19 protein-coding genes, 1 tRNA gene and 1 pseudogene are annotated in these 26,930 nt (G+C 68.4%); 11 read left to right on the plus strand and 10 right to left on the minus strand.

Annotation, left to right across the window (positions count from 1 at the left end; genetic code table 11):
* Window positions 1-336: 336 nt before the first annotated feature.
* Window positions 337-421 (plus strand) — tRNA-Leu (locus BZY54_RS10160).
* Between the two features lie 417 nt (window positions 422-838).
* On the opposite strand, the gene BZY54_RS10165 is transcribed toward BZY54_RS10160, so the two are convergent.
* The 5 genes from BZY54_RS10165 to BZY54_RS10190 form a co-directional block, all read right to left on the minus strand.
* Entirely contained in the window at window positions 839-1,870 is a 1,032-nt protein-coding gene (locus BZY54_RS10165; RefSeq protein WP_086724709.1) for a PP2C family protein-serine/threonine phosphatase, read from the minus strand.
* A 437-nt stretch (window positions 1,871-2,307) separates the two neighbouring features.
* Window positions 2,308-5,697, minus strand: coding sequence for a S8 family peptidase (locus tag BZY54_RS10175; RefSeq protein ID WP_086724711.1), 3,390 nt, complete (start codon window positions 5,695-5,697; stop codon window positions 2,308-2,310).
* A gap of 382 nt (window positions 5,698-6,079) precedes the next feature.
* Window positions 6,080-7,108, minus strand: coding sequence for a helix-turn-helix domain-containing protein (locus tag BZY54_RS10180; RefSeq protein WP_086724713.1), 1,029 nt, complete (start codon window positions 7,106-7,108; stop codon window positions 6,080-6,082).
* A gap of 251 nt (window positions 7,109-7,359) precedes the next feature.
* Complete coding sequence (locus tag BZY54_RS10185; RefSeq protein ID WP_086724716.1) at window positions 7,360-8,883, minus strand: long-chain-fatty-acid--CoA ligase; 1,524 nt, start codon at window positions 8,881-8,883, stop codon at window positions 7,360-7,362.
* On the minus strand, window positions 8,880-10,004 hold the full coding sequence (locus BZY54_RS10190; protein WP_158103832.1) for a TauD/TfdA family dioxygenase: 1,125 nt from the start codon (window positions 10,002-10,004) through the stop codon (window positions 8,880-8,882). The genes BZY54_RS10185 and BZY54_RS10190 overlap by 4 nt, the downstream gene beginning before the upstream one ends.
* 363 nt (window positions 10,005-10,367) lie before the next feature.
* Here BZY54_RS10190 and BZY54_RS10195 point away from each other — a divergent pair, with 363 nt between their 5' ends.
* From BZY54_RS10195 to BZY54_RS10225, 7 genes are all read left to right on the plus strand, one after another.
* The gene (locus BZY54_RS10195; RefSeq protein ID WP_086724720.1) at window positions 10,368-11,390 is read left to right on the plus strand and encodes an AraC family transcriptional regulator; all 1,023 of its coding nucleotides are present in this window, start codon (window positions 10,368-10,370) and stop codon (window positions 11,388-11,390) included.
* Between the two features lie 364 nt (window positions 11,391-11,754).
* Window positions 11,755-12,813, plus strand: coding sequence for a beta-keto acid cleavage family enzyme (locus BZY54_RS10200; RefSeq protein ID WP_086724721.1), 1,059 nt, complete (start codon window positions 11,755-11,757; stop codon window positions 12,811-12,813).
* 107 nt (window positions 12,814-12,920) lie between these two features.
* Complete coding sequence (locus tag BZY54_RS10205; RefSeq protein ID WP_086724723.1) at window positions 12,921-13,892, plus strand: quinone oxidoreductase family protein; 972 nt, start codon at window positions 12,921-12,923, stop codon at window positions 13,890-13,892.
* Between the two features lie 43 nt (window positions 13,893-13,935).
* Entirely contained in the window at window positions 13,936-14,853 is a 918-nt protein-coding gene (locus tag BZY54_RS10210; protein ID WP_086724724.1) for a TauD/TfdA dioxygenase family protein, read from the plus strand.
* Window positions 14,854-14,884: 31 nt separating this feature from the next.
* Window positions 14,885-16,216 carry an MFS transporter gene (locus BZY54_RS10215; RefSeq protein WP_086724726.1) on the plus strand — a complete coding sequence of 444 codons (1,332 nt, stop codon included), beginning with the start codon at window positions 14,885-14,887 and terminating at the stop codon, window positions 16,214-16,216.
* Window positions 16,213-16,797 carry an RBBP9/YdeN family alpha/beta hydrolase gene (locus BZY54_RS10220; RefSeq protein WP_086724728.1) on the plus strand — a complete coding sequence of 195 codons (585 nt, stop codon included), beginning with the start codon at window positions 16,213-16,215 and terminating at the stop codon, window positions 16,795-16,797. Before BZY54_RS10215 ends, BZY54_RS10220 begins: the two co-directional genes overlap by 4 nt.
* Window positions 16,798-16,910: 113 nt before the next feature.
* Window positions 16,911-18,908: an acetoacetate--CoA ligase gene (locus BZY54_RS10225; protein ID WP_086724773.1), complete on the plus strand. Its 1,998-nt coding sequence runs from the start codon at window positions 16,911-16,913 to the stop codon at window positions 18,906-18,908.
* Window positions 18,909-19,081: 173 nt separating this feature from the next.
* On the opposite strand, the pseudogene BZY54_RS10230 reads toward BZY54_RS10225, so the two are convergent.
* The 5 genes and pseudogenes from BZY54_RS10230 to BZY54_RS52150 all read right to left on the minus strand — a co-directional run.
* Window positions 19,082-20,005: pseudogene (locus tag BZY54_RS10230) on the minus strand (TerD family protein); the annotation flags it as partial.
* 343 nt (window positions 20,006-20,348) lie between these two features.
* Entirely contained in the window at window positions 20,349-20,846 is a 498-nt protein-coding gene (locus tag BZY54_RS10235) for a hypothetical protein (protein ID WP_086724775.1), read from the minus strand.
* A gap of 108 nt (window positions 20,847-20,954) precedes the next feature.
* Window positions 20,955-21,470, minus strand: a complete 516-nt coding sequence (locus BZY54_RS10240; protein ID WP_086724732.1) for a RipA family octameric membrane protein — start codon at window positions 21,468-21,470, stop codon at window positions 20,955-20,957.
* Between the two features lie 114 nt (window positions 21,471-21,584).
* Window positions 21,585-22,583 (minus strand): hypothetical protein, encoded by a 999-nt coding sequence (locus BZY54_RS10245; RefSeq protein WP_143668031.1) that lies wholly within the window; start codon window positions 22,581-22,583, stop codon window positions 21,585-21,587.
* A 136-nt stretch (window positions 22,584-22,719) separates the two neighbouring features.
* Entirely contained in the window at window positions 22,720-23,001 is a 282-nt protein-coding gene (locus tag BZY54_RS52150; RefSeq protein ID WP_341868678.1) for an ATP-binding protein, read from the minus strand.
* A 440-nt stretch (window positions 23,002-23,441) separates the two neighbouring features.
* On the opposite strand from BZY54_RS52150, the gene BZY54_RS10255 reads away from it, so the two are divergent.
* The 3 genes from BZY54_RS10255 (at window position 23,442) to BZY54_RS10265 (ending at window position 26,806) form a co-directional block, all read left to right on the plus strand.
* Window positions 23,442-24,206 carry a hypothetical protein gene (locus BZY54_RS10255; RefSeq protein WP_086724734.1) on the plus strand — a complete coding sequence of 255 codons (765 nt, stop codon included), beginning with the start codon at window positions 23,442-23,444 and terminating at the stop codon, window positions 24,204-24,206.
* Between the two features lie 132 nt (window positions 24,207-24,338).
* The gene (locus tag BZY54_RS10260; protein WP_244217071.1) at window positions 24,339-24,656 is read left to right on the plus strand and encodes a trypco2 family protein; all 318 of its coding nucleotides are present in this window, start codon (window positions 24,339-24,341) and stop codon (window positions 24,654-24,656) included.
* Entirely contained in the window at window positions 24,653-26,806 is a 2,154-nt protein-coding gene (locus BZY54_RS10265) for a S1 family peptidase (protein ID WP_107419678.1), read from the plus strand. Before BZY54_RS10260 ends, BZY54_RS10265 begins: the two co-directional genes overlap by 4 nt.
* Window positions 26,807-26,930: the final 124 nt, after the last annotated feature.

Below are 26,930 nucleotides of genomic sequence, written 5' to 3' on the forward strand. Positions count from 1 at the left end.
TCTTCGGCGGCTTCGGCGCGGCGTGGCGCGGCGCCTTCGTGGGCGGCGAGCTGCTGGTACGGGCGGTGACCCAGGGGGCGGCGGGGGAGCGGCTGCCGGGGAACTTCCCGGAGTACCAGCTGATGCCGTAGCGGGCCACCGCGAGCGGCGCGGTGCCGGTGGGTGAGCACTTCCTCACGTGGGGTGACGTGCGTGTGGCGTGTCACGGGAGGTGGCGCGCACCCCTCCGCCTCCACCGCCCGGGGCACGGATACGCAGGTGAAAGCCACTCCGAAAGCTTGGTATTGTTGTGTCTGTCGCCGCGGGGAAGAGTCCCGGTCAGGCGGCAGACACCTGGTCCGGGTGGCGGAATGGCAGACGCGCTAGCTTGAGGTGCTAGTGCCCTTTATCGGGCGTGGGGGTTCAAGTCCCCCCTCGGACACTCGCCATAGCGATACGGAAGCGAGGGCCTCGACCTTACGGTCGTGGTCCTCGTTGTATGTCCCAGGTGGTGGAGATGCCCAAGACCTCTTGAGAGCGGGCCCTTCTGCCCGGCGCCGTCTGCGCGCGGCTTGAGTTGTCTGCCATCGGCTACCTCGGTCGGAAGACGCTCCTCGCGGAGCTCAGCAACCGTGATCGCGTCCTCGGTGGCACGCGTGAGGAAGCGGATTGCCTCGCGTAGCTCCGCCCTGCGGGAAGTACCCCGTGATCGTAAGGCTGTGGGAGGACTCCTCACTCCCGCAGAACGGGGGAACCTCAGACGAGCCGAAGTCAGTGTGCAGCGATGCCCCTGGCGTGCGGGAAGACGCCCTCAGGTGGCGGGTGTAACGGTCGATTGCGTGGTGTGCGCGTGATGCGCTCAGCGGGTCGGCGACCGTCGGACGGAGAGGACCGCCACGTCGTCGTGCTGGCCTCCCTCCCCGGCGAACACGCGCGAGTCGTCGTAGAGGGCGCGCGGCAGGTCGGTGGGCGAGAGAGTTGCACGCTGGGTGAGGCGTTCGGTGAGGGGGTAGAACGTGCCGTCGGCAGCGCGCGTCTCGGTGAGCCCGTCTGTGGTCAGCAGCAGAGTCGCGCCGGGTGGGAAGGCGAACCAGTCGACGGTCGCGGGTTCGGCGGCGAGTTCAGCGAGACCGAGGGGGACGCCGGCTGCGAGCGCCGGCATAGTGACGGTGGCATCGTGCACCAACTGCGGGAGAATGTGTCCGCAGTTGATGACTTGCACCTCTTCGTGCCCGTCGACGTTGACGATGAGCGCTGTGACGAACCGTTCGTCGTCGCCGGTCTGCGCGGCGTAGGAGTTGTGCCGTACGACAGAGGCATCGAGGGCATCGACGAGGGCGGTCAGGGTGGGTTCTCGGTGGGCCGTCGCACGGAAGGTGCCGATGACGGCGAACGCGGCGCCGACCGCAGGCAGGCCCTTGCCCTGGACATCGCCGATCAGAACCCGGGTTCCCCACGGAGAGACGACGACGTCGTAGATGTCGCCGCCGACGAGCCGGTCCTCCTGTACGGGCTCGTACACTCCGTCCACCAGGACGTCGTCGGTGAGCATGGGAAGAGGGCGCAGGATCTGGCGCTGCATCGCTGTCGCGGTGGAGCGCAGTCGCAGCATCTCGTGCTCGCGGCTGATCCGACGGTGGCAGGTGTAGACGGACGCCGCGCCCAGGGCGAGGGTGAGCAGCACCATGAGGATCCTGTCGAGCCACGGCCGCCCGTCACCGTGCCGGACCAGCATGGTGACGATGACCACAAGTGTGGTCCACGCAAACACGAACTTCGTCTGGCGTACGGTGCCCAGCGCTGACACCGCTCCCGGCAGGAATACAAGGAGCCCGAGAAGCCACACCGGGGACTCGGACAGGGCACCGAGGACCATCACCAGGGCCGTCATTGCCACCACACCGATCAATACTTCGGTGTCGCGAGGTGGTTCGACGGCCTCGAAGGGACGAGCGAAACTCTTCGGATGCTTACGGGGCACGGGACCTCCCGGGCAGACGGTGCACTCCCCGTACGGTAAGCAGTCCCGGCCGTCGGCGAGCCGCGCCCTGCCGGACACAGTCCCTGCGCCGTGACCAGCGCTGCATGCAGGCTGCACGGCCCGTGCACTCCTTCGGTGGCTCCCGCTGCTCCAGATGGCCGGGCTGGTCCGGAGGAAGCCATCGGACCATGGCAACGCTGTCCGCGCTGTTCCCACGACGCCGTTGGGCACGCGCGCTCCCGGTCATGCCCGCGACCCTGCTCGCGTGGCAGCGCAGGCTCATCGCGGTCGGGCGACTGGCCGGGCGGGCTGCCTGTTACGGAAGTCCGCCCGACCGTACGGTCTGGCTACCGCACGTCGTAGGCGCGCTTGATGGTCTGGGTGACCGCGTTGCCGTTGGCGTCGGTGAAGGTGGCCTTCATCGTGACCTCCTTGCCGGACCCGCCGGTGTGGTCGAGGACGGCCGTCCACTTGCCGTCCTGCTGCTCGGTCGGCGCCTGGGTCCAGGTGGTGCCGCCGTCGTAGGAGTAGGACAGCGAGGCCGCCTTGATCGCGGCCGGGGTGTACCCCGCGTGGCCCTCGACCGACAGGCCGACCCTGATGCCGCTCTGCGCGGGCAGGGTGTTCAGGCCGTCCACCGGCATGTCGTACGCCGGGAAGAGGATCGGCAGGCCGCGCGAGTAGACGTCCGGCTCCCGGTGGGAGCGGAAGCTCCAGGTGGTGGTGACGGCGGTGGAGCGCAGCCAGTTCCGGTCCGAGGTCGGGATCTTCTCCAGGTTCTGGGTGAGCTCGTACGCGGAGTCCTCGTCCGGCACCCTGAACACGCCGTCCGGCCAGGCGCTGGTGGCGATCTGCTCACCGTTGCGCTTCAGCACCAGGTTGCCGAGGTCGCCGAACGACCCGCCGGAGGACCAGTGGTCGCCGGAACCGTCGAGCCAGAGTGCGGTCTGGATGCCGATCAGGTCGCCCTGCCGCTCGGCGGCCAGCATCAGGTTGCCGTCGGCGTCGCGTGGCGCGGCCGGCCGCAGGGGGCCGCCGTACCACTCCTCGGCGCCGCGCTGTCCAGCCTGGTAGGTGCGCTCGTGGTCGCTCATGAACGCGGCGAACGGGAAGCTGGTCATCGCGCCGTGGTACCAGACGTCGTCGCCGGTCGTGTAGTAGGCGGTGCGGGTACCGGGCACATGGACCGTGCCGAACGGGCTCACGGGGACGTAGGCGCTGCCGCTCCAGGAGGGGCGGATGAACATCGCGTCGATGTAGTCGCCCTCCTTGCCCATGGCCTTCCACGTCTCGGTGACCTGGGCCAGCTCCGAGTCCTTGGGCTTGTAGACCTGGTCGGACTGCAGCGGACCCTGGGTCGGGAACGACAGGTTGTAGACGTAGGACGAGCCGTTCTCGGAGCCGGTCGCCCGCCAGGTGGGCCGGAACTCGAAGGTGCCGTTCTTGGCACGTCCGTCGACGTCCGCGTAGAACTTCTGGACGGTGTTGGCGGCCGTGAGCGATCCGGTGATCTGCCACGTGTCGTCCCACGTGCGGGCGTAGCTGAACGTGGTGTTGCCCACCGTCGAGGGGCGGTCGGTGCGCAGGCTCAGCCGGTGGGCCTTGCGGGCGTCGAGGACGACGGTCGTGTCACGGGTGATCCGAAGCTGCGGGCGCGCGAGGTAGCTGACCGATTCGGCTGCGTTGTTCGCGTCGTACGTCGCCACGAAGCTGCTGAGGGAATAGTCGCCCGGGCGCACGCGGTACGTCTGGTCGGTGGCACCCGAGTTGCTGCGGCGCTCGCCCTTGTTGGTGTCGAGGCTGACGAGGTCCAGGGAGGACGTGCCGGTCGCGGGCTTGCCGTTGCGGTCGACGGCCTCGACCCGGAGGGTGACCGTCTTCGGCTGGACGTAGAGCGTGACGGGCACGGAGACGTGCACATCGCTGCCGGTGGCCAGGATCCGACCGGTGACCGCACCGTACTGGGCGTCCTTCAGAGGAACGGTGGGATCGATCCGCAGCGGCACCTGAGCGGTGGCCCCTGCGGGGATCCTCACCTTGCCCTCCTCCAGCTTGACGATGCCGGAGTCCACATCGCTGCCGTCGTTGCCGTGTACGCCGCTGACCTCCAGGCTCAGGGTGAGGTCGTTGCCGCTGGTGTTGGTGAAGGGCACCTGCACGGTGGCGCGGTCCGAGGCATCCTGCGGCCAGTTGTAGCTGCCGGCCTGGACGGCGGGCGCGGAGAGCACCTTCTGGTTCACCGCACCGAACACATCGAGGACCCCACCACCGGTCTGGTCGGCGTCGGCGACCTTGCCGCCGGTGCGAGCTGAGGAGACCAGGGCGACCTTGATCTGCTGTGCGGTCCAGTCCGGGTGGGCCTGGCGGACGACGGCCGCGGCGCCCGCGACATGTGGGGTTGCCATGGAGGTGCCGGACATCGTCCGGTAGGCGTAGATGCCGCGGCCGCCTGCGTTGGCCGCCGAGATGTCGACGCCGGGAGCGGCGATCTCCGGCTTGAGGGTGTGGGTGACGGCCACGGGACCGCGGCTGGAGAATCCAGCGGTGGTGTCGTCGCGGTCGACGGCACCGACGGTCAGCACGCCGGGCACGCAGCCGGGCGAGGAGACGGTCTCGGTGTTCGGGCCGGCGTTGCCGGCGGCGACGACGAACAACGTGTGGGTGTTCTGCGACAGCTGCTTCGTGGCCTGGGCCATCGGGTCGCTGCAGTCGCCGATCGTGGGGTTGCCCAGGCTCATGGAGACCACGTCGGCCTGCTGGTCGACGGCCCACTGCATACCCGCGATGATCCAGGAGTCCAGGCCGTAGCCTTGGTCGTTGAGAACCTTGCCGATGAGCAGGGAGGAACCGGGGGCGACCCCCTTCTTGCGGCCGTCACTGGCCGCTCCGGACCCGCCGACCGTGGAGGCGGTGTGGGTGCCGTGGCCCACCCGGTCGTCGGTCGTCTTTGAGTCCGTGAAGTTCCTGGACTCGGCGACCCGGCCCACCAGGTCGGGGTGCTCGGCGTCCACCCCTGTGTCCAGTACGGCGACCTTGGTGCCCTTGCCGTCGTAGCCGGCCGTCCAGGCCTCCGGCGCGTGCACCTGCGCGGTGGACCGGTCCAGTGTGGCCTCGACCTTGCCGTCCAGCCACAGCTTGTTCACCGTGGAACCGGTACGTGAGCGGGTGTTGGTGATGTCCTGCCAGAAGGTGGCGGCCGTTTCCTTGCTCGCCCTGAAGGCGACGCCGTTGACAGCTGGGAGGTTCAGGCTCGGCTCGGCCCCGCGAGGAGCCGCCGGCGCCCTGTCGGCGACGTTCACGCTGTTCCGGTAGGTGGCGATGAGCGGCAGCGTGTAGGTGTGTGTGTCGTCGTATCCCTGGCGGATGAGCCCAGTGACGTTGAACAACTGCTCGTCGACCCTGCCCTCGGCGACCGCCTGGGAGGCGTTCTCCGGGTAGACGTAGAGGTCCTTGCCCAACTGATAGGTCTGGGCCATCGGCTGTGTGCCGTCCTCGCGGGGCAGCACGGCCGCCGAACTGCGGCCCGAGGTGTCCGTGGTCACCAGTACCTTGTCGCCGGTGACGAGGGTGACCGTCACCTGCTTGCCGCCTGTTGCCGCGGTTGCGCTGCCGACGACGGGTCTCGTCCCCGGAGTTCCGTCAGGTGGCGTGTCCGCCGCCCCGGAAGGCGCGACGGCGGTGACGGCCAGGACGGTGGCGGTCGCCGCGCCCAAGGCCATACGGGTTATGAGGCGCATGAAACTCCTAGTTGCCGCAGTGAACGTGCCGTGCTTGGGCTGCAGCCTGGCAGACCTGCGGATCACGTGGGGACGTCGGGCGCGGCGGGTTTCCCGCATGACGGGTTTCCGTCAGCAGGTCACATTGCTTGACTCGCCCGCACGGTGACGGTCGGGAATTGGCCGGTCGAGGTAGGCCCGGCCGACACGACGTTCGCCCAGTGATCTTGCTTGAGAAAGACGCGGGCGCATCTTCGCTACCCCGGCCGGCAAGTACGTCCCGGACGTAGGCTCCGCGCTCCGCCTCCCGGAGGCTCTGTGTGAGTCCCGCGTGAGCTGGCGGCGACCCTCGCAGGGCGCCACCGACAGAGGCAGACTCCTCGCGGGCCTCAGACAGACGTGGTCAAAGCCAGCCCGCACGTGCGGCGTGCCACCCGAGTTGCAGACGCGAATCCGCGCCGGCAAGGTCCATCAGACGGCGTGTCCTTCTCTCCACGGTCCGTATCGAGAGGCCGAGTTGGGAGGCGGCCCGCCGGTCGGAGAATCCTGCCAGCAGCAAGGCGAGGACTTCGAGTTCCCCCTGGGTCGGGTGCTGATCAACCGTCGGCTCCGCGCGCACACCCGTGGTGGTCGTGTGCAGCGGCCGGGCCTGGGCCCATTCCTTCTCGAAGAGATGGACCAGAGCCGTCAGCAGGCCGCTGCGGTGCACCACGATCGCGCTCGGCTCGCCGCCGGAGTCGGCCGTGTCCAGCGGTACCATGGCGCGCTCCCGGTCCGAGACGACCATTTTCAGTGGCAGCGAGTCGACCAGGCGAATCTCGAGGCCTGCCGTGATGGCCGCGCGCACGTCCCTTGCTAGGTCGGGACCGTCGAGGTAGTCCCTGGCCGCCACGACCCGGAAGTCGACTCCGCGATCCAGAGCGAAACCCTCCGATACGTCGGTGTCCTCGCGCGGCACCGCGACGGGCGCGCCGACGAGGAAGAGGAGCAGCTCCCGCTGGGCTCCGCGCTGCAGTTGATGGAACCGGTGGGCGACTTGCTCCACACCGACCACCACCTCCACGACACCGGCCGCGGACTGTACGGCGGTATTGCGGTACTGCTCGATGAGCACGGAGAACGCGCTCTCGGCCTGGTGCAGAGCATTGCGCTGTTCGACCAGGAACGGGGCCAGGGCCACCGAAGGCGGTGTGAGCCGGTAGCGGACGAACTGGGACCCGGTCGGCTGCCCGACCGGGCCCGATTCCTCATGCTCCGGCTGGGGGGCGACCGACACCAAGCCTCGCGTCTCCATGTCCGCCAGGACACGGGCGGTCTCGGCCGCCGCGATTCCGGTGCTCCGGGCGAGGTCATGCGCGGAGGCCGTCGGCTGGGCCATCAGTGCCGTGTAGACGGCTTCCTCGGTCGGCCCCAGTCCCAGGGCCTGCAGCATCCGGTCCTCCTCGCGGGGCAACTGCGGTGGTCGGTCCTTACCGCAGCTCGCGTGGACCGAGCGGATTCGTGTCACCCGAACCCTATCCCGCTGTCCGGCCTCGGCATCGTGCCCGACGGCCTCCTCCGGAGTTGGAACATGACAGCTAGTCAGGGTGTCCTCCAGCCCCGAGCTCGTCGCGATCCACACCGGGAACAGCGTTTGTGATCGGCGGACGCCGCTACGCTGACCTGCGCCGGCTCGCAACCACATCACGGTGACGTTCGAGTCCGGTTCCCGGAGGTCTGGGGCGTGACGACGATCTCACGCTTGAGGATCTTGCCCGTCGCCCCTTTGGGCAGTGCGTCGGCGAAGGTGACGATCCTTGGGTACTTGTAGGCGGCCACCCGCTGTTTGACGTAGTCACGCACCTGGTCGGGCGTGGTCCGCGCACCGGGTCGGAGGGTGACCACGGCTGCGACCTCCTCCCCATGGATCTCGTGCGGCACGCCGACAACTGCGGCTTCGGCCACGGCGGGGTGTTCGTAGAGCACCTCCTCGATCTCGCGCGGGTAGACGTTGTATCCGCCGCGGATGATGAGGTCCTTCTTCCGGTCGACGATGAAGTAGTAGCCGTCTTCGTCGACACGGGCGAGATCGCCGCTGTGGAACCATCCGTCGCGGATGGCTTCCGCGGTCGCACGCGGCCGGTTCCAGTAGCCCTTCATGACGTTCTCGCCGCGGATCGCGAGCTCACCGACGCCGCCAGGGCCCACGGGCGTGCCATCGTCCGTGACGAGTTTCAGTTCGACTCCGCGGACGGCCAGGCCGATCGAGCCGGCCTTGCGCGGCCTGTCCGGGGGATTGAAGGCGGCGACCGGCGAAGTCTCCGAGAGCCCGTATCCCTCGAGCACAGTGACGCCGAATTCGCGTTCGAAGGCGTGCAGTACCTCGACCGGCAGGGACGCTCCACCGGACACGGCCAGATGAAGCCGGGAGAGGTCGTCACCGTCGCGGATACCGGCGTGAAGCAGGGCCGTGTACATCGTGGGAACCCCCAGGAAGACGGTGACCCCGTCCCGGTGCATGATCTTCAGTGCCTTGACCGGATCGAACCGTGGCAGCAAGGTCAACGTGGCGCCCGCGGCGACGGCGGTGTTCAGAGCGCAGGTCTGCCCGAAGGCGTGGAACAGCGGCAGGCCGCCGAACAGCACGTCGTTCGGCCCGACATGGAGCAGGGTCTTGGCGGCGGTGGCCGCGTTGGTCATCAGGTTGCGGTGAGTCAGCTCGGCGCCCTTGGGGGTGCCCGTCGTGCCCGAGGTGTAGAGGATCACGGCGGTGTCGTTGTCCGCCCGGTCGATGATCCCCGGCATCGGTTCGGTGGTCCGCATCAGGGCGTCGAAGGCCGTCGGGTCCGTGACCACGCATTCGGCCCCGACTTCTGCCGACGCTGTGGCGACTTCGTCCTCGCACAGCGGGGACGCAAGGACGATCCGGGCTCCGGAATCCCGGAGGGCGTGCTCGATTTCACGCGCCTTCAGCAGTGGGTTCATCGGCACTACGACCGCGCCGGCCCGGAGGATTCCGTAGTACGCGACCGGAAAGTGAGCGACGTTGGGCATGACCAACGCGACGCGGTCGCCTGCCCGCACTCCCTTGGTCCGCAACAGCGCGGCTACGCGGGAACTGATGTTGTTCAGTTCGGCATAGGTGAGGACGACGTCGTCCTGGCGGATGGCGACTCGGTTGCCCTCGGACCAGGCGGATTCTGCCAGGAGCGTGGCGAGGTTGTTCATGCGGGCTTCTTCCCCTTGGTCTGCGCTGTTGGCGGACACCGACGGAGGACTGGGACGGTGCGCCCCGGGGAGTCGTGGGCCACGATCACGTCGCGGGGGCTGATCCCGCCGTGGCCGGGGCCGCTGCCCGAGCTGTGCATGTCTCCCCAGAAGTGCGGTGGCAGTTCACGTCCCTGCCGCAGGGTCAGCCACAGCCGTAGTACGTGGCGCTTGAGGTCGGGCTCGTCGAAGTCCTCGTATCCCGTGCGGGAATGCAGGATCGCGTGGTTGCTGAGCAGCAGCAGGTCTCCGGCTTCGAAGTCGACGTCAAGTCGGAGCGCTGGGGACTCTGCCAGTTCGTCGATGAGGTCGAACAGTTCCACGTCCGCCGGGGCAAGACGGGGCACGTCTGGAAATCGCTGAGCGGACTCGAGGTAAGTGCGGTTGTAACGCATGCTGAGCTTGCCTGCCTGCCAGCACGCGAGGGGAACCGTCGAGTACGGACGTTCTTCGGGCGTCTGCTCCTCCCGGCGGTCGAGGAAGTGGGACCGGTACAGGCGCTCGACCAGGTCCGGCCGCCGGGCCAGGACCGCGTTGTAGACCGCCGCCGAGCTGACCACGGAGGTCCGTGCGCCGCGGCGGGCTGTTCGCAGGCACAACAGCCCCAGGGCATCGGATCCGTCGGTGTGGAACGGAAGTCTCTCTCGCGTTTGATATCCACGGGTTGTGGAATCGGACATGGTCCGTCCGGTGTCCCGGGCGTGCCCGAGCATGTGGCCCGCGGCGTTCTGCGACACCGGGACACCCAGGTGCTGGCCGAGCCCCCAGAACAGGGTGCTTGTTCCCGCTTGGCCGTACCGCTCGACCGGAATCCGTTTGACGAGCGCGAAGCCGCGTCCGTTCTCCAGCACGTCGGCGATGCGCTCCATCTCGGCGGCGAGGGTGCGCAGTGGAAAGTCACCGGCGCTCACCTTCAGGAGAGGAACACCCCGCTCGCGCACCGCGCGCAGGGCGGCCTCCAGTTCGTCGATCTGCGCCGGTGAGAGACGGAGGACCCACTCGTCGGAGTCCGCCAGGTCCGGCCCCTTCCACACAGCCGGCCCGGTGCAGGATCGGCGTAGAACGTTGGTCAAGCTCGTCATAGTGATCTCCCCAAGGTCGTGCGCCCGCCCAGCCGAGGTCAGGTTCAGTCCTGCGCCGGCTGGTATCGGAAATGACGCGAACGACTCCTCTCCTTTTGCCGCGGAAAACCCCATGTATTCGGCGCATGCATTGCTCGTGAGGCCATTGATCCGCAGGGGATTTCGACACCGCTTTTCCAGGACTGGTCAACGATTGGACTGTTTGCCATGGTGTTCTCCGTCGGTTGTCCGATCGGCCCGGACGCCCGAATCCAGGCGGTGAGCTCCGTAGCAGTGGTGCAACGCTAGGTCACGAGCGCGGTCGACGCTTGACCTGGCGTGACACCCGACTTATCAATTGGGGACAGAGCCTGGAGTGCGCCCATGAAGCCCCTTGTCCGCAATGCCGCGCTGAGCAGCTACGTCGAGGTCAGCAAGTCTCTCGGCATCGACCCGCGGTCCCTGATGATGCGCGTGGGTCTGGACCCCGTCGGCCTCACGGTCCAGGACAGGTGGATATCCGGCGTGGCCGTGGCCCAGCTGCTCGAGCTCTCGGCGGCGGCCTCACGCCACGAGGACTTCGGTCTGCTCCTCGCCGAGCGCCGCCGTTTCTCCAACCTCGGCCCCATCAGCCTGGTCATCCGCGAGGAGCCCGATGTGCGCAGCGCACTGGAGCTTCTTGTCCGCCATGAGTACATGTACAACGAGATGCTCCACAGCCGGCTCTCCGAGGCCAACGGCCTGGCCACCCTCAAGCTGAGCCTCGAGCCGGGCGAGGCCATGACGGCCCGCCAGTCCATAGAGCTGGCTGTGGGTGCTTTCCATCACCTCCTCCGCAATTTCCTCGGTACTCGCTGGCAGCCGGTGTCCGTGTGTTTCACCCACAGCCCGCCGGCGGACACCGGAACCCACCGGCGCGTCTTCGGCCCCGTAGTGGAATTCGACCGGGACTTCAACGGGATCGTTCTTTACGCCGACGATCTCAACACTCCCAACCCCATGTCCGACCCGCTGCTGCGGACATACGCGCGGCAGTACTTCGAGTCCATCGCCCTCTCGAGGGGCGCGACCGAACTGGACCGCGTGCGCGACCTGATCGAAGTCCTGCTGCCCACCGGGCGCTGTTCGATCGAGCAGGTCGCAGGCAGCCTCGGAGTCGACCGACGAACCGTCCACCGGCATCTGGCAGCCTCGGGTGAGACGTTCTCCTCCCTGCTCAACGCGACGCGTACCCAGATCGCGGAGCAGCTTGTCGCCAATCCCCGCCGCTCGTTGACGGAGATCTCCGGGCTGCTGGGCTTCTCCGCACCGAGCGCCTTCTCGCGCTGGTTCGGTGAGCGGTTCGGTTGCAGCCCCAGGCAGTGGCGCCTCAGGAGGGCCGAGCAGCAGCGCTTCCCGGCGGAATGAGGAGAAGCAACCATCTGACGCCGCGACGTCCCTGGGGGCTGACGCGTCAGGGCCGGGGCGACACCAGTCGCGGAGAGCCGGTCCCCAACTGATAAGTCGGATGTCACCTCAAGTAAAGCGCCTGGCGTAACTCCGCCCTAACTTTGCCTTACCGCAAGGGAGACCGCCGGCCCCACGAACACGAGCAGGGACCCTGCCCGCAGCCGCAGATCTCCCAGGACCCGTTGATCACGTCCGGGAGCTGCCCTCGTGCCCCGGAGTCCCGTCTGCAGTCTCACTCCCATCCTCGCCAAGCCCTCAGGTCCCGCACCGCAGGCAGCGATGTGCGCAGCGAGTGAAGACCCATCATCAAAGGAGATGGACCGTGCACTTCTTCGACGACTCCCTGTACCCGGAGAACCAGGAGAAGCTGGTCATCCAGGCCGCGCCCTACGGGCCGGAGTGGCTGCCCGGTGATGCCGACGACCTCCCGCTCACCATGGACGAGCACGTACAGGCGGCGGTCGACTGCTACAACGCCGGCGCCACGGTTCTCCACATCCATGTGCGCGAACTGGACGGCCACGGCTCCAAGCGCATGTCCATGTTCAACGAGCTGATGGGCCGACTGCGCGAGGCCGTGCCGGACATGGTCCTGCAGATCGGCGGGTCGATCTCCTTCGCCCCCGAGGACGAGGGCGCCGACGCCAAGTGGCTCAGCTACGACACCCGCCACATGGTCGCCGAGATCTCTCCTCGGCCGGACCAGGTGACGATCGCGATCAACACCAACCAGATGAACATCGTCGAGCTCTTCGACGACGAGGACATCGAGGGCACGTCCATCGCCAAGCCGGCGTACTACAAGGCCTACCGGGACATGGTCGTCGAGGCCGGGCCGGACTTCTACCTGGAGCACCTCAAGCGGCTTCGCGCCAACGACATCCAGCCGCACTTCCAACTCGCCAACACAGCGCAGCTGGAGACCGTGGAGCGGCTGATCCGCAAGGGCGTCTACAGCGGTCCGCTGGTGCTCAACTACGTCGCCATCGGCGGCGGGTTCGCCGGCCGGCACCCGGCTGACCTGATCGAGTTCGTCCGCCGTGTCCCGGACGGCGCCGTGCTCACCATCGAGGCCTCCATGCGCGCGGTGGCGCCGATGAATGCGATCGGCATCGCCCTGGGCGCGCACGTCCGGGTGGGCAACGAGGACAACCTGTGGCGGCGCAAAGGCGAGCGGATGTCCTCGGTGCAGCAGGTCGAGCAGATGGTACAGATCGCAGGCGCGCTCGGCCGTGAGATCGCCACCGGGCAGGAGGCGAAGAAGATCTACAAGATCGGCGAATGGTACTCGGACGCCGACGAGACCCTGGCCCAGCTCGGCATGGTGCCCAACCGCCGTCCCGGCCGACGCGGCTTCATGTTGCGCGACGTCAAGAGCTGATCCGACCCGCGAGCGGCGGTCGCGGGACGGGGACAGCACCCAAGCTGGCGCGACTGGGGCCGTCCCGCGACCGCCACCACTCCACACACGAGCAAACGGAGCAAGTCATGGCACACGCCATTCACTTCCACGAATCCGGTGGTCCCGACGTCATGCGGTGGGAAGAGGTGGACGTAGGCGATCCGGGCCCGGGCGAGGTACGGATCCGGCACGTCGCCGTCGGGCTCAACTTCGCCGACACCTATTTCCGCACCGGCCTGTATCCGGCTGCGCTGCCCGCGGGGCTCGGGGTGGAGGCCTCGGGTGTGATCGAGGCGGTGGGCGAGGGCGTCACGCACGTCGCCGAGGGCGACCGGGTGACCTACACCGGCAGCCCACTGGGTGCCTACAGCACGGAACGGGTCATGCCCGCGGATTCGCTGATCAGGCTGCCGGAGGAGATCACCTGCGAGACCGCCGCGGCGATGACCATGCGCGGCCTCACCTCGGCCTACCTGCTGCGCCGGATCAGCCCGCTGAAGGCCGGCGACACCGTGCTGCTGCACGCGGCCGCGGGCGGCGTCGGCCTGATCTTCTCCCAGTGGGCCAAGCTGCTCGGCATCACCGTGATCGGCACGGTCTCCAGCGACGAGAAGGCCGAGATCGCCCGCGCCCACGGTTGCGAGCACATCGTTTACTACCGGCGCGAAGACGTCGCCGAGCGGGTGCGCGAGCTGACCGACGGCAAGGGCGTCCCGGTCGTCTTCGACAGCATCGGCAAGGACACCGTCGCCGGCTCGATGGCCTCGCTGCAGCGCCGCGGCCTGCTGGTGTGCTTCGGCACCGCGTCCGGAGTACCGCCGCTCGACGCCATGCAACTGGCCGTTCACGGCTCGCTCTTCGTGACCCGGCCCGCGCTCGCCGACTACATCGCCGAACCGGCGGCGCGGGACGCCCTGGCCGGTGAGCTGTTCGGACACGTCGCGTCCGGACGCATCAAGATCGAGATCAACCAGCGTTACGCACTCAAGGACGCACAGCAGGCACACCGCGACCTGGAGGCAGGACGGACCACGGGATCCTCGATCTTCGTCCTCTGAGTCCACCACGACCCGCACTACACGTCACCCAGGAGTGAGCACCATGCCCCAGACCGTCAACCCGAGGGAAGACACACCCGCCTTGGTGCGCCCGGGCGTCCTCCGTACTTCGATCAATGTCGAGCCGCTGACCTGCACCATCGGCGCCGAACTGTCCGGGGTGAACCTCGGCGACGCCGCACGCGACGACGACCTGTTCGCCGAGATCAAGCAGCTGCTGCTGCAGTACAAGGTCCTGTTCCTGCGGGACCAGGACATCACCCGCGCCGAGCACGTCGCCTTCGCCGCGCGCTTCGGCTCGCTGGAGGACCACCCGGTGCTCGGCAGTGACCCGGACCACCCGGGGTTGGTCCGCATCTACAAGGACCTGAACAGCAAGCCCGAGCACTACGAGAATGCGCTCCACTGCGACGGCACCTGGCGCGAGTGCCCGCCCATGGGAGCCGTACTGCGCTGCGTGGAGACGCCCGAGGTGGGCGGCGACACGATCTGGATCAACATGGCCGAGGCATACCGCAGGCTGCCCGAGCACATCAAGACGCAGATCGCGGGGCTGCGTGCACGGCACAGCATCGAGGCGAGCTTCGGTGCCGTCATGCCGATGGAGCAGCGGCACCGGCTGAAGGCACAGTACCCGGACGCGGAGCACCCCGTGGTGCGCACCCACCCCGAGACCGGCGAGCAGATCCTCTTCGTGAACTCCTTCACCACGCACTTCGTCAACTACCACACACCGCAGAACGTGCGATTCGGCCAGGACCACGCGCCCGGCGCCGCCAACCTCCTCCACTACCTGACCAGCCAGGCGGCCGTCCCCGAGTACCAGGTGCGCTGGCGCTGGCAGAAGAACAGCGTGGCCGTCTGGGACAACCGCTCCACACAGCACTACGCCGTCCAGGACTACTGGCCCGCCGTCCGCAAGATGGAGCGCGCCGGAATCGTCGGTGACAGAACCTTCTGAGCCCCCGACAGAGACGAGAAAGGTGACGCCGATGGGACTTCACACTGCCGGCAGGGCCGTGCCGGGGACGTCTCCTGCCGAGCCGGCCGTATCCCGCGGGTATGCCTGGCTGGTGTTCGCCCTGAGTTTCGGGCTTCTGCTGTCCGACTACATGTCGCGGCAGGTCCTCAACGCGGTCTTTCCGCTGCTGAAGGCGGAATGGCTCTTGTCCGACGCCCAGTTGGGTTCTCTCAGCGGCATCGTGGCGCTGATGGTGGGTGTGCTCACCTTCCCCTTGTCGCTCCTGGCGGACCGCTGGGGCCGGGTCAGAAGTCTGGTGATCGCCGCGGTGGTGTGGAGTCTGGCGACCTTGGGCTGCGCGGTGTCCGCGGACTACGGCGAGATGTTCCTGGGCCGGTTCATGGTCGGTGTCGGTGAGGCGGCGTACGGGAGCGTCGGTATCGCGGTGGTCCTCAGCGTCTTCCCCGTCACCCTGCGGGCCACGCTCTCCGGAGCGTTCATCGGGGGAGGCGCCTTCGGCTCGGTGCTGGGTGTGTCGATCGGCGGCGTCGCGGCCCAGCAGCTGGGCTGGCGCTGGGCGTTCGGCATCATGGGGATCTTCGGGCTGGCGCTGGCCGCGATCTATGCCCTCGTGGTCACTGAGACGAGACTGGAGCCAACGTCCGGCGGCCGTGGAGGAACGCCGGGTGAACGCACGGCCATCCGGAGCCTGCTGCCGCGGCTGTTCTCGTCGGTCTCCGTGGTCTGCGCCTACATCGGCAGCGGACTGCAGATGTTCGTTGCGATGGCCCTGATGGCCTGGACACCCAGTTTCTTCAATCGCTACTACTCCTTGGCTCCCGCGAAGGCGGGAGTGGCTGCCGGGGTCTTCGCGCTGATCACCGGTATCGGCATGATCGGCGGCGGGATCGTCTCTGATCGTCTCAGCCGCAGGACCGCGGCCCGGAAGTGGAGCGTCGCGATCACCTGCAGCCTCGGATCACTCGTGTTGCTGATGACCGGATTCCTGCTGTCGGTCGGCGTGCTGCAACTCGTACTGATCGGCGCTGGGGCACTGCTGTGCAATGCCACAGCCGGACCCGCGGCCGCCATGGTGGCGAATCTGACGCCCACGGCCATCGCCGCGACGGCCATGGCCACGCTCACCCTGGCCAACAGCCTGCTCGGGCTCGCCCCCGGGCCCGCCGTGACGGGCATGCTCGCGGATCGCCTCGGCCTGCTCGGAGCACTGCAGATGATCCCGCTCGTCGCGTTCGCGGCCGGTGCCGCGTTCACCATCGGCAAGCTCTTCTACGAAAAGGATCTACGTCGCCTGGGCGTGCTCCCCGACGTGCCGCTCAAGAACCTGGAACCGCAGCCATGAGCCCCTCCATACCGCCGGCGGTCGTGATAGTGCCCGGACTGCGTGACCACGTGCCGGATCACTGGCAGACCATCCTCGCCGACAAGATCGCCGACGCCCGTACCGTTCCACCGCTGACCAACGACCGACTCAGCTGCGACGCCCAGGTCGCCGCCCTGGATGAGGTGCTGTCGGACGTCTCCGGGCCGGTCGTACTGGTCGCCCACAGCGCCGGGGTGATGACCACCGTGCACTGGGCGCGACGCCACCGGCGCCCGGTCAGGGGAGCCCTGCTGGCCGCACCCCCCGACTTCGACACTCCACTCCCGGAGGGCTACCCCACCCTCGAAGCACTGACCGAGAACGGCTGGACGCCCGCACCGCGGACACCGTTGCCCTTCCCGAGTATCGTCGCGGCGAGCACGAACGACCCCCTCGCCGACTTCGACCGCGTAGCCGCTCTCGCCGGTGCCTGGGGCAGCCGCCTCGAGAACCTGGGCCCGGTCGGGCACCTCAACCCTGCCGCCGGGTACGGCGAATGGCCGCGAGCCGAGGAGTTCATCCGAGAGCTCGGCCTGACCTCGCCGGACACGTCCGCCTGACGTACGACGCCGGTCCCTCGGGCTCCCTGCTGTCCTCGTCGGGCAGGAGGGAGCCGTGCGTGCCGAGCGCGCATCGGTCCCACCACCCGCACGACACCGCCGTGGAGGCGCTGATGAACACCGACACCGACCTTCTGTGGTCCCCCAGCCGCTCGACCTCCGAGAACTCCAACGTCGCCGGCTTCATGCGCTGGCTGAGCGAGGCACGGGGGCTGTCCTTCTCCGGCTACGCGCAACTGTGGCGGTGGAGCACCACCGACGTGCCGGCGTTCTGGTCGGCGGTGTGGGAGTTCTACGGCCTCGACAGCGTCAGCGGCTACGAAGAGGTCCTGGCGGACCCTTCGATGCCGGGAGCGTCCTGGTTTCCGGGAGCGCGGCTGAACTTCGCCGAGCAATGCTTCGCCCGGGCCACCGACGAGCGTCCGGCCCTGATCACCGTGGCCGAGGGCGGCGCTCCTGCGGAGACGTCGTGGCAGCAGCTCAGGCACCAGGTCGCGGCTGTCGCCGCGGCCCTTCGTGACATGGGCGTGGGACCCGGTGACCGCGTTGCCGGGTACCTGCCGAATACGGCACACGCTGTGGTCGCGTTGCTGGCCAGCGCCGCGGTCGGCGCGGTGTGGACCGTGTGCTCGCCCGACTTCGGCACGCCCAGCGTGCTCGCGCGGCTGCAGCAGGCGCAACCAACGGTTCTCGTCGCCGCCGACGGCTACTACTACGGAGGCAAGGAGTTCGATCGACGCCCGGCGATCGTTGAGATCGTGGACGGGCTGCCCACCATCCGGCACCTGATCACAGTCGACTACCTGTACGCGTCCTCAACCGCGTCATCGTGGTCGAAGCGGCGGGAGGTGGTGCAGCATCCGTGGTCCGCACTGCTCGACACCGAGGAGGAGCTCGGCTTCGCCGACGTCCCCTTCGACCACCCCCTGTGGATCTTGTGGTCATCGGGCACTACGGGAGTGCCCAAGGGCATCGTGCAGGGCCACGGCGGCATCGTCGTAGAGCTGCTCAAGGCGCTCGGTCTCGGTGCCGATCTGCGCAGCGACGACCGCTACTTCTTCCACACATCCACCAGCTGGATGGTGTGGAACTTCATGGTTGGTGGCCTGCTGCACGGTGCCACGATCGTCTTGTACGACGGCAGCCCCACCTTTCCCGACGTCAGTGGTGTCTGGGAGGTCGCCGAGCAGACACGCGCCACGATGGTCGGCGTGGGAGCGGCCTACCTGGTCGCGGGGGAGAAGGCGGACGCACACCCGGCAGCCGAGATCGATCTGAGCGCCCTGCGATCCGTCCTGCAGACCGGCTCGTCCCTGCCCGGGAGCACCTGGCGCTGGGTCTACGACCGTCTCGGTTCCGACGTGTGGTTGCAGTCGATCTGCGGAGGTACCGACATCTGCTCGGTCCTCGCCGGAGGCTCTCCACTCCTGCCGGTCCGGGTCGGCAGGATCCAGTGCCCCGCGCTCGGTGTCGCTCTCGCCGCATGGAATTCCCTGGGACAGCCGGTCGCGGGGGAGCAGGGGGAGCTGGTGGTGACAGCTCCGCTTCCCTCCATGCCCTTGTGCTTCGTCGACGACCACGAGAACCAGCGTTACCTGGCGAGCTACTTCGATGTCTATCCAGGAGTGTGGAGGCACGGTGACTGGGTCACGGTCGATCCGGACCTGTCAGTCGTGGTGGCCGGCCGATCGGATTCCACTCTCAACCGCATGGGTGTGCGCATGGGGTCCGCGGACATCTACGCCGTCGTCGAGCAGCTCCCTCAGATCGCGGACAGTTTGGTCATCGGCGTCGAGCTGCCGTTCGGTAGGTACTTCATGCCGCTCTTCGTCGTCCTCGCCGAAGGGGAGATCCTCGACGACGCACTCCGCGAGAGCGTCGTCGTGTCGATCAGGCGGGAGCTGTCGCCACGGCACGTTCCGGATGTCATCGTTCAGATAGCCGCCGTGCCACGCACCCTGACCGGGAAGAAGCTCGAGGTTCCCGTCAAGCGCGTGATGCAGGGCGCTCGCGCCGCTGACGTGAGCGCTGAGGGTGCGATCACCCACCCGGAGATGCTGGCTTGGTTCGAGGATTTCGCGACCAGGATCCCAGCCGTGACGCTGAAGTGAGGCTCCCCCGCTGTGCGGGAGAGCCCGAGGTGCCGGTGACCATCAGGGCCGTCTTCCGGATCGAGCCCCGTGCAGTCCCGCGGAACGCGTCTGGGGGAGACGAGCATGTGGGGATCGAGTCCGATTCCGCTACCCACAGGCGGATTTCGCTGACTTCACTGCTCGTTGTCTGCTCAGTCTGTGACGTCGACGCCGTAGCCGCGTGCGAGCACGTCGAGTCCGTGGTCGTACCCCTGGCCGACGGCGCGGAAGCGCCAGACGGGGCCGCGTCGGTAGAACTCTGCGAGAAGCAGTGTGCGTTCCGTGGTGGCGGCGTCCAGTGTGGCTCGTGCCAGTGGCGCGGCACCTCTGCCGGGGGCGGCGGTCACCTGGACGGGGCCGACGCCTCCGAACATCGCGTTCCCGTCGATCGCGGCAGCGACGACGACCTTGCGGGAGGCGGGTGGGAGCGAGGTGAGGTCCATGGCGATCGTCTGTTCCGCCGGGCCGTCGGTGAGGAGCCGCACAGTGCCCGCGGGGTTCTCCGGGGCGCCGTAGAAGACGAAGTCCTCATCGAAGGTGACCTGTTCGTCCTCGTACAGCACGAACGCCACGACGTCGATCTCGCAGTGCTCTCGGGGCGCCCAGGACGCGATGGCGTGCCACTGGGGCGCGAGTGCCGCGGACGACGACATCCGCAGGTCGATGACCCCGCCACGCGGAAGCACCAGTGGAGCCTGGGGAATCGCGGCCGCCCTGGGCTCTGCGGCCGGGTCCGCGGCTGTTGCCGGAGCAGCGAGCCAGTGCTGGTCGTGCACGGGGAGACCAAGATCGGTGATCCGGCGCATGCGGCGGTCACGTTCCCCGCCGTCCAGGAGAACGACGTCGGTGACACTGCGGGACAGGTTGACGGCGGCCGAGCCGCCCCGTTCCACCACGCGTGTGCGGGCAGCCACCGCGTCGGCGTGCAGGCCGCCCAGGACGAGTACCCGTCGCCCCGTCAGTGGTTGACCTGTCGGTGCGGGGGCAGGACTGCCGGGCTCCGGATCCCGCGGCACGGGGACGGGCACCTCACGGGCGCCGAGCGTGTCGGCTGCCGGCTCGGGCGCGGTCTCGGCGGTCCCCGGAAGATCCCCGTCTCCTGATCCCCGAGGAACCGCTCCAGCGCGAGCCGCGTGTCCTCGTCGGCCAGCGTGTACGGCGTCGTGAGGTGCTGCGTCAGACTGCCGCGGAGCTGAGCGGCGGCCAAGGTGGGCTTCACGGGGAACTTTCGGGCAAGTCGGGTACCGAGGCCGTCGGTACGCACCGCCGTGACAGCCCGGTGTCGGCACCGTGACGGCAGCCGGCGACCTGAAGCGTCACAACTCCGCAGATGACGGCCCAGATCTGCGGACAGGTCAGTGGTGTGCGTGGTCCAGGAGGGCAGGCCCAGTCCGTGAGGTCCTTGGAGCAGGGGCCGTCCTACAGTTGCCCCCGCCGCTCCGCTCCTTCGGGCCAGACCACCCGCACGGGGACACCCGCGCGACGGGCCTCCATGACCATGTCCGCGGTGCCGCCGCCTCGGCCTTCGGGCTGAGTGCCGTCCCAGACCGCGACCAGCATGTCGGCCCGCGCGAGCAACTCCGCGTTGGCCGCCTGGTAGGCGGGTGGGCCGGCATCGGCGAAAGGCATGGTGACGATCTCCGAAGCAGCGGCCAGCAAGCGATCGAAGGTCGCAGTCTGCTCGGGCTGCACCTTGGCCGTGCGGTAGTCCCGCGACGGCAGTACGGCGACCAAGGCTCCGCCCGCGTCGAGCACGGCTTCGGCGAACAGTGTGTCGGCGCCCGCGGCCAGGCACGACACGCCGACCAAGCCGCCGTCGCACGCCATCCCGGCCAGCAGTTCGTCCAGCGCGGTGCGGACCGGCGCGACGGTCGTCTCCGTGAGATCCATGTGCCCGGTGACGGCGACCGTGGGCATGGCCACCTCCTCGCTGGTCATCCGATGTGTCGGTGATGCTACCTACCGCATCGGGGTCGGCCATTTCATCCGCAGGCAGGTCACGCCTCCCGCGGAACGGGAGCACGGTCACCGTCGCCATACCAGAGCCGCCGAGCCCAGCACGTAGGACGCGGCGAAGATGGCGGGCACCCACTGCTCCACGTGCGTCAGGGGCAGGTACCTGCGCCAGTCGCGGCCCTCGCCGAGCAGGACCCACTCGGCGCGGGAGTACGCGAAGGCGGGCAGGCGCTCCTCGAGCAGGCCGATCACCTGCCACTTGGCCGCGTTGAGCTGACGGTAGGACCGGACCATGGCCCACCAGGCCGCACACTGGGACAACAGAATCGCCAGGCCGGCGGCGAGCACCCAGCGCGACACGGCTGACAGCCCGTGGCCGGCAAGGGCCGCGACGGCCGCGACCACCGCGGTGTTGACCGAAAGAAAGAAGGTGTTGGCCAGGTTGCGGCGGGAACTGACCCTGTCGGCCATCTCCACACAGAGCCTGTACTGCTCGAGTATCGCTCCCTGGTACTTCTCGGAGGCCGTCGCGTAGTCGGACGGAGAGACGGCAGGGTTCCAGAGAAGATGCTGACGGTCAGTCACTTGCCCATTGTCCACGCCCGAAGCGGCTCGCGCAGGCGCTGCCCCCGATCCGCGAGGCCGACTTCCGTCACGGTGAGCCATCGTGCCGTCCCGTCCATCGAGGTGACGCGTCCGTCAGAAGTGCAGTATCGACCAGACCAGGAAACCCAGCAGTGCGAGCGGAGCGCCGAACATGGTGGCGAACAGTGGCACCTGGCGACGCGTGGGGCGTGCGTGGGTGGGCAGCCGCAGCTGGACTCCCGGCCAGCGGACCGCCAGGCGGTCGTACACCGGCCGCAACCCGTAGACGAAGCGCGACTCGATGACGCGTTGGAAGTTGCCGGGTGACCGAGGGGTGTCGAAGCGCACGAAACGAGGTGTCCAGTCGTCGTCGAAGTAGATGGCGCCGCGGATCTGCGCCTTGTACTTCACCAGTCGGGCTCCGTCCGGATATCCCGGGAGTGAGGCGGGGAACAGGGCCGCGACATCGCGTCGGAAGGACTCGTAGTCCTCCTGCCGCATGGGAACCAGCAGCACCAGCCGTGACGGGGGGACCAGGGCGACGGCCTGGGCCAGTTCCCAGCGCAGTGCCGCTCCCCGCCCCGCGCCCATGAGCACCAGCCCGGAGTCACCGGCCTTCGCCATGAGCCGCAGGACTGTGTCCTGCCAGCCGTGCTGGTCCAGGTACAAGCGCCTCGCTCCCACCTCGGGCAGCCGCTCTCCGGGCCGGCCGACGGCGACCATCGGCCCGAACGGCCGCACGGCGACTTTCAGCTGCTCTTCCTCCGTGCGCAGGGCTTGATTGGAGATGTGCGCGTCGCCGAAGCTGCTTCGCAGATCGGCGCCGGGCCGGAAGTCGCCCAGAGCCGGGTCGTCGGTGAAGGTCCGTAAGTACAGGACGAAGGGCGGGCCGTCCAGTACCTCCTGGGCCGTGGTGATCGGACTGAGGTGCCGCTTTCCCTGGCGTACCGTGTACCTGGCCGCCATCAGAATTCCCACGCCGATCAAGCCCAGCGCGGCGCCCACCAGCGGTGACCAGACCGGCTTGCTCCCACCCGGCCGCATGGCGGCGAAGCAGACGAACTCAAAGGCCGCACCGACCGGCAGCAGTACCCAACCGAACGACAGCAGCATCACGCCCAGTACACGCGACTGTCCGCGCGGAGCGCTCGCCCTCACCTCGCCCACCGTTGTCTGCCTCCCCGTTCCGGACACAGCACGACAGCACAACTTTCCCACAGCGGAGGGTAGTTGTCGGCACTGCCGAGCTTCAGGCGCCGGGCCACCTGCTCGACACGGTGCCGACCACGGCCCACACCGTCTTGCCGCAGCGGCGGTCGGTGACGCCCCAGTCGTCGGCCGGGGCGGTGACGAGGAGGAGGTTGCGGCCGGACTCGGCCTCGGGCTCCACGACGGCGGTGACGGTGGGCCGGTGTTCCGCGCGGGTGTCGGAGACCTCCACGCGCAGCCGCCCGCCGTCCGCCGCGGCGGCCAGCCGGACGTGGAAGTCCCGGCCGTGTACCCGCCCGTGCCGTACGGCGTGGGCGCACAGCTGATCAGGGTCAGCGTTTCGTTGACGTCGCCGTCGTTAGGGGTGGCCGTGGCGAACTCGGCCGTCGCCGCGGATCCGGAGGGCGAGTGGTGCGGGGAGGAGGAGAGGTGCATGTCGTCAGCGTCGCGACGGTGACCGGTGTGTCACCAGGGGCGCCGCCTGTACGGGACGCCGCTGTACGCGACGGCGGGACGCCCGTACACGGCATGGGGAAAGCCGGCCTCGAGCGACGGGACAGACGGAGTCGCTATCGCCGCCGCGGGCGGGAAGAGACGGACGGTGTCCGTACGGCGGGGTTCGGTACGCGCGCCGTTGCCGTGCGCGCTTCCACGCGATCGCCTTGTTGTTCCGCCTTCGCGACGGGGATAATGACCGCCTGCTTGGCAGTGACCTTACTCGGAGGGCCTGTGAGTGCTGGTGCGCAGCCGGATCCCGCATCCGTGCCCGGACAGAACTTAGATCGCAACGCCGCCCGTCAGTGGCTGAAGCTCCAAATCGACAAAGAACCCCCGATCCTCAAGCAGATCGTGGCCCTGCACAAGGAAGCGCAGCTGAACGCCTTCAAGGCGCGGGACGCCAAGAAGAAGCGAAGCGCTAAGGACAGGTTGAGCAACACCCCGGTGACCGGCCTCCTGCGCAAGCAGGCCGACGTCAACCCCATGGTGCTCCTCGCGGCGGGGGTGGCCACCGCCGATCACATTCTCGAACTGGGTGCGAGCCGACTAGCGGCGCGGGCCAACATAGACGCCAATGCCGCCTCGAAATGGATGAACGCGGCGAGGGACGTCAAACGGGCACAGCCCGGTGACGACCTGCCCGCGCTCTCACCGTCCGACTGGTGCGAGGAGGACGTGAGCCTGGTTCGGTCCCTGCTGATCCTCGAGTCCGCCGGTCTCCTCCGGTACGCCACGCACACCCAGGGTCTCTCCTACGCCAGCGACCGTGCTCGGGCCGTGCTCAAGGGAACGAACTGGCTGCGGTGGAAGTTCAAGGCAAGTGCGAGCGACGACTTGGCCGCGAACGTCGCGGAGCTGTCCGAGTGGATCTCCTCGGGCAACGGCGAGGCCAATCTGGAGCAGGTCGAAAGCCACCTGGCCAGGCACCTGGCGCTGGTCGACGGGCTGCGTGATCCGAACGAGGTCGCCCGCCTCTGGGGCTACAAGCACGAGGAGCTTGTGACCCTCTTGCGGGAAGAGATCCCTTGACTCGGAAGGGGCCGTACGCATCGGGACTACTCCGACGCGGTCTGAGACCCCGACTCACGCTGTGACAGAAACCTCAAGACAGAGACCGCAAGCAGGACCATCGACCGAGGGGGCGCGTTGACGGCCAGGGACTTGGAACTCGCTGAAGCGGTGGAAGCCATTCGCAACGAGTTGCTGAATGCGGCCGCACGAGGAGCAGGGAACGACGTCACTTTCCAAGTCGGACCCATCCAGATGGAATTCACCGTCGAGTTGCGCAGAGATGTCCGGGCACGAGGCGGAATCAAGGCGTACGTCCTCTCGGGAGAGTTGGACGCGGGAAGGAGCAGGACTCGCACCCATCGCGTGTCCTTCACCTTGGAGCCCCGGCGGGCAGACGGCGATCCGCTGCTCGTCGCCGCGGACGGCGAAGGCGGCACCGCCGGTCTCACCACGGCAGGGCCCCTGTGACCAGCCGCCTGCCTGAGGGGCGTTCGCTCGGCCCCAGCCATGAGCGTGTCGCCGCCGTGCTGTGCGACGGCCGGACGGGCAGCGGCTATCTACTGGCGCCCCGGGTGGTGCTCACGGCCGCGCACGTCGTCGGCGACAACGGCAGCGCACGCGCGATGGTGGTGCGGGGCAGCGGGGCTCAGCAGTGTGAGGTCGTCTGGCGGCGGCATGACGCGGAGTGCGACGCCGCGTTGCTCGTGTCGCGCCGAGCCCTGGTACGACCGGAAGCGGCGGCCCGTCCGCAGCAGGTGACCTGGGCGCGGCTCACGGACGAGTCGCCGATCCGCTGCCAGGCGATGGGGTTTCCCCGGGCTCAGTGGGGCCAAGGGCGGAACCTGGACATCGAGCACATCGAGTGCGCCTTACGCCCGGCGTCCGGCATCGTGCGCGGTCGATACGTGCTGGACGTCAAGGACGTCTCACCCGAATTGGCGAGCGGAAGATCACCGTGGGAAGGCATGTCAGGAGCCGCCTTGTTCGCCCGGGGTGGACTTCTGGGCCTCGTTGTCGAGGCGCCGCGCAACTGGCGTCACCAGCGATTGGAAGCGATCAAGAGCAGAGCGCTTCTCGATGACGCGTCGTTCACTTCGGCGCTGAAGCGGTACACCGGAGATCGTCCGTTCACGGTCGACCTCTCGTCCGTTCCCCGCCGGCCGAAGCCGTTCCGACTGGCTGGTGTTCTTCACTCGACCCCGCGGGATCTGGCGGTGACCCTGCGAGCCAGTTGGGCCGTTGCCCGCGAGCAGCTCTTCGAGGGCAGGGGAGCGGCCCGAGACGGCTCGGACAAGGTGCAGGAACTGTCGGATTGGTTGCGTCAGTTCGACGATCCTGTCGGCGACGTGGTCGCGACCCACCGAGAGCCGACCGACCAATGGCTCACGGATCCGCAGCTGGGAGACGACCTGAAGGTGCTGCGCCTGCTGTGCCGACTCGACCCGGAAGGGGAGCCGGTTTGGCGGGGCACCGCCGTCACCGGCGAGATGCTGGCCCGTGCGTGTCTCCGGGGATTCGACAACAGTGGTCCGGAGCTGGAGCTGTACGAGGCTCTCTGCGAGGGCGGCCTGTTGGAAACCTTGGCGGGTTTCACCCAGCTGCGCTGGATGGCTGGGATGCAGGACGCCTGGACCGAGGCGCAGGCAGCCTGGCTGCGGATGATCGAACGTGCGCCTGGTCTGCCGAGCGGAGTGAGCGAGTGGGCGCGCGGCGAGGCGAAAGCACTGTTGCTGGTGGGTCTTCTCACCCGTCACAGTCCTGTGGCCCGGCTGCGCGCCTTCGGTGAGCGGGCGGCGCCTTCTCACGCTGGACGGGTCGAGTGGTACGACTGGATGCGCTCGCGGGACGGTGGAGCGGAGACGGCCATCGGGTGGGTGGTGCGTACCGCCCTCGCTGCGTACGCGACCGCCGAGTTCGAGCACGCCGAAGCCGCCGAGCGCACCGCGAAGGAGGCGGCGGAAGCCCGGATGGCTCGGGTCCTGGAGCATGCACGAGAAGGGCGGGACCGGGACTGGGCCCGGCTCGAAGCCGAGCGGTGTTCGTCCAAGGCCCAGCTCGGTGCGGTGACCCGCGCGGCGGCATGGATCGGCATGTGGGGCGTGGTCCTGGTCTCGGTTTCCTGGCTCATGTGGGGCTGGGTGCAACCAGACGTCGCCTGGCAGGTCGCCTGGGAGTTCGGCGCGCTTTCGCTGGCCGCGTTCCTGGGCCGACTGCGCACGGTTCTGAGGTTGGGAGCGGCCTATCGTCCGCCGGTGGAACACCTGGGTCGCTGGCTGCGCGATGAGGGCTTCGCGGCCGGAGCGGGCAGGGTGTGTCTCATCGCGGCACTCTCCCTGGTCGCCGGAGTGATCGCGCACAGTGGTTTCTGGTTCGTGGCCTGTCTCGTGCTTGCGCTGATCGGGGTGCTCGTCGCTGCTTGGGTCGGGATCGTCCAGGACTGGGACGAGGACTATCAGAAGCGTTTGAAGGAGTTCAGGTCCAGGCAGGACGGCACGGTATGGAGAGACATCGCGCGTGACGCCCAGTCACCCTCACCTGCCGATCGGGCGAAGGCTTACCGGAGATTCACCGAGCAGTTCGGTGGGCTGTATCCGGGCTCCAAGGACGTGGCCAAGTGAACGGGTGGGGTTTCCGGAGGGGATCACGTCCCGTGTGGCGTGCGGCTCGTACGGCGGCGACGGCACAGTCCGCGCGCCGACCTGTTCCCGCTCAGGGCGAAGCTGCTTGCCGCGGCGGCTGCTG

This window comes from Streptomyces carpinensis (genome assembly GCF_002154505.1).
Lineage (GTDB): Bacteria > Actinomycetota > Actinomycetes > Streptomycetales > Streptomycetaceae > Streptomyces > Streptomyces carpinensis.